Below are 2,695 nucleotides of genomic sequence, written 5' to 3'. Positions count from 1 at the left end.
ACTCCCAGCCACCCTCGACCGCGGTCAGCGTGCCGCTGGAGGCGGTGAGATTGCGGATCGCCAGCACATCGCCATCAGGATCCAGCGCCCCTGCGAGCAGTCCGATCGCGGTGATCAGCAACGTCTCGCAGCGCCCGATGCTGCGCAGGCTGACCACACCGGCAAGCAGCGGGGCGCGGTTGCTGCGCGGGCTCCCGGGGCCACCGGGACCGCCGGGATTCTCGCCACCGGGTCCGCCAGGGTTCTCGCCGCCCGGGCCGGAATGGCCGCCCGGGCCGGGGTGGTGGCCGCCCGAGCCGCCGCCGGCCGAGGCGATCCCCTCGAAGTCATGGCCACCGCCAGAGCCGGCACTGCCGGAGAGGCCGCCGCCATGGCTGAGCGTCAGGTTGTCATTGCTSGCCGGRTCSCCGAAGACATCCTCGAGCTTGGCCGGCGAGAAGCGGCGCAGCGGCAGCTGCTCATAGTCGATCGGCGGGGAATCGATGCCGAGGAAGGCGGCAAGCCCGSCCGTGCCGACMGCCTGGCCGCCGGAGCCGAGCGCCGGGTCGTCCTCGGGCCCTTTCTTGATTGCTCCGGTCTCGTCCTCGGCCTCCTTGTCCGCCTCCTCGGCCTGCGCCTGCCTCGAGGGGCCTCCCCCAGCCGCATCCTCGCCCGGGGKCTCRGTGGGCGGACCGAGATCGGACTTGGCGTGGCTGGGGAAGAGGCTCTTGACGTAGATCGCGACCGCGGTCAGCGCGAGCACGACCAGCGCCGGCCAGCGCGASGACGGCGCCRCGTCCTCGTCGGTGATCTTGCGGTAGCTCTGCTCCGCGGMSGGCGCGCCCGGCGCCGGGGCCTTGAGGGTYYTGATCTCGATCATGCCGACACCCGTTCATGCGCAGGCTTGAAGGGAGCTGCGATAGGACTGGCCTGCGGCATCCGCAGCGGTGCTGCCGGCGTGCTGGCCGGGGCGACCTGCGTCGTCGCCGGGGTCAGGATCTCGTTGCGCGGCCCGAAGGCGGCGAGCTTGCCGTTCTGGATGACGCCGACGAAGTCGACGGCGGCGAGCGCGCTYGGCCGGTGCGCCACGATGATCGCGATGCCGCCGCGCTCCTTGACCGTCTCGATCGCCGCCTTGAGCGCGCTCTCGCCCTCGCCGTCGAGRTTCGAGTTCGGCTCGTCCATGACGACCAGGAAGGGGTTGCCGTAGAGCGCCCGCGCCAGGCCGATGCGCTGGCGCTGGCCGGCCGAGAGCGCCGCGCCTTGCGGCCCGAGCTGGGTCTGGTAGCCATCGGCCAGMCGYACGAYCATCTCGTGGATGCCGGCCGCCTTSGCYGCCGCCACGACCCCGGCGGCGTCGCTCTCAGCCGAGAGCCGCGAGATGTTCTCCTCGACGCTGGCATCGAGCAGGCTGACCTCCTGCGGGAGATAGCCGATGAAGCGSCCGAGGCTGGCCTCCGGCCATTGCGCCAGCTCGGCGCCGTCGAGCCGGACCGAGCCGCGCAGGCACGGCCAGATCCCGGTCAGGGCCCGCACCAGCGTCGTCTTGCCGCCGCCGCTCGGGCCGATCAGGCCRAGCGCCGTGCCGGCCTTCAGGTCGAAGCCGACCTCGCTGAGCAGGACCTGGCCCGAGACCGGGGCGGCGACCGTGATCTTGTCGACCTTGAGCGCGCCGACCGGCGCCGGCAGCTGCATCGGCACCACMGCCTGGCTCAGCGCCACCACCGTCTCGCGCAGGCGCTGGAAGGCGGCGCGTGCCGCGACGAAGGACTTCCAGTTGGCGATCGCGAGATCGACCGGCGCCAGYGCCCGCGACGAGGCGACCGAGGAGGCGATGATCGCSCCGGCCGAGAGCTCGCCCTTGATCGTCAGATAGGCGCCCATCCCGAGGATCGCCGATTGCAGGATCATGCGCAGCACGCGCGAGACCGCGCCCAGGCTGCCGCCGAGGTCATTGGCCTTGGTCTGCAGCGCCAGATGYTCGCGGTTGGCAAGGTTGAAGCGCTCGACCGCCCGGTCGGCAAAGCCCATCGCCTTCAGCACCTCGGCATTGCGGGCATTGGAATCGGCGATCGCGCCGCGGGTGATCGCCGCCTGGCGCGTCGTGCCGTTGAGCCGGCGGGTCAGGATCTCGCTCGCCACCGTCAGCAGGGTCAGCACCACSGCGCCCGCCAGCGTCAGCGCGCCGAGCCAGGGGTGCAGGAAATAGGCGAAGGCGAGATARAGCGGGATCCAGGGCAGGTCGAACAGCGCGCCCGGCCCCTGGCTGCCGAGGAAGCCGCGCACCGTGTCGACATCGCGCCCGCGCTCCAGCGCCTCGGTGCTCGARAAGCCGAARCGCGGCATGTCGATCGCCACCCGGTGCGCCAGCGGCGCGATATCCTTGTCGAGCCGGGCCCCGACCCGGACCAGCACCTGCGAGCGGATCACGTCGAAGGCGCCCTGGAACAAATAGAGCCCRATCGCCAGCGCCGAGAGCGCCGCCAGCGTCTGGACGCTGCCCGAGGTCAGCGCCCGRTCATAGACCTGCAGCATGTAGAATGAGCCGGTCAGCGCCAGCACATTGATCAGCCCCGAGACCGCRAACAGGAAGAGGAAGGCGGAGCGGAAGCCGAGCGTCAGCCTGGCGGCATCGCGCTTGCGGGCGGAGGTCTGTGCCTTGGAAGGTGCCATGATCGCAAACCGTCAAAAGGAGAAGCAGTCGGCAGGAAGGCGG

The 2,695-nt window shown here is 71.3% G+C and carries 1 protein-coding gene and 1 pseudogene; both read right to left on the bottom strand.

Annotated features, from left to right (window positions below):
• Window positions 1-859: pseudogene (locus AC1DRP_RS36150) on the bottom strand (hypothetical protein); the annotation flags it as partial.
• On the bottom strand, window positions 856-2,652 hold the full coding sequence (locus tag AC1DRP_RS36145; RefSeq protein ID WP_441509185.1) for a type I secretion system permease/ATPase: 1,797 nt from the start codon (window positions 2,650-2,652) through the stop codon (window positions 856-858). The pseudogene AC1DRP_RS36150 and the gene AC1DRP_RS36145, both read right to left, overlap by 4 nt.
• Window positions 2,653-2,695 lie beyond the last annotated feature (43 nt).

The sequence above is a fragment of the Allobosea sp. 01N443 genome (genome assembly GCF_056399325.1).
This window is presented reverse-complemented; position numbering and strand designations above follow the sequence as displayed.